The 894-nt window shown below is 47.8% G+C and carries 1 protein-coding gene and 1 pseudogene; both read right to left on the reverse strand.

What is annotated here, in order from left to right; translation table 11 throughout:
• Nucleotides 1-5: 5 nt before the first annotated feature.
• Nucleotides 6-407, reverse strand: coding sequence for a thiol-disulfide oxidoreductase DCC family protein (locus tag A3762_RS01430; RefSeq protein WP_068473968.1), 402 nt, complete (start codon nt 405-407; stop codon nt 6-8).
• Between the two features lie 69 nt (nt 408-476).
• A pseudogene (locus A3762_RS26825) lies at nt 477-894 on the reverse strand (hypothetical protein); the annotation flags it as partial.

Raw genomic sequence — 894 nt, forward strand, 5'->3', positions numbered from 1 at the left:
ACGTTTCATGCCTTGTCCTCTTTTGAGGTTCGAATGTCGCACTGGCCTGTCGCGCAGCGGCTTCGCCCGGTTAGCATCCAAGACAATCGATAACGATTTCGCGCAAACCAAAGGTAGGCTCGATCAGCAAACCAACGAATCACTGGCCAACGTAAGGCCTGAACCCAAGGCTTTCTATCGACCGTCTTCCACGCCGCTGCCGTCACATCTAGACCCAAGATAATTTGATTGTCGATCTTGCCGTGTAAAATCGTCATAGCTGCCGTTGGGTCTATATCAGGATGTGAAGAAAATGCCTCGCTATGGATGTCGACAAGATTAAGTTTCGCTTTCTCATCATAGGCACGCAAAGCGTTCATCTCCTTAGCACAGAGTGGACAAGTTCCATCATAAAAGACAGTGAGCATGGCATTTCCTTTAACTAACAACTTTCATTATGCGCTAGTTATACGGCTATATGACGCGGTAAGATCTTATCAAGAAATATCGTAACCTTGTCGTGGAAAGTGGACATGCAAAGTACCAAATTCTTGCGTCTCGCGTGCAAGAATAATGCGATCCTCCGACACCATTACAAGCTTGCCAGCAACAGGTACGCAACCATAGTCACTCGGAGCCACATTCACCATTTGACCAAGCTCAAATTCGTTATCGCTTGCTTCCGCTGGCAACGCACGTGGTGTTGAGCTTTTCGCGATAGAGAATGCGTCGTTTTGCGTAATCTCCTGTCGTGTTCCTTCACCCAACTGCGTAACCGCCGTGTACCAACGTATTGTATTTGGTCCTGCTTTTAACTCAGAGCGGGATGCGCTCAAGTGCAACCAAATCGGATGATACACCGCAAAATCTGCAACCGAAGCTGACTCTCCGTTGATCCACTCATTAGAAGCAAGA

The organism is Oleiphilus sp. HI0125 (assembly GCF_001635355.1).

Excerpts from the sequence above, each read along its gene's own strand:
- A3762_RS01430 (WP_068473968.1), bottom strand. The coding sequence starts at position 407 with ATGCTCACTGTCTTTTATGATGGAACTTGTCCACTCTGTGCTAAGGAG.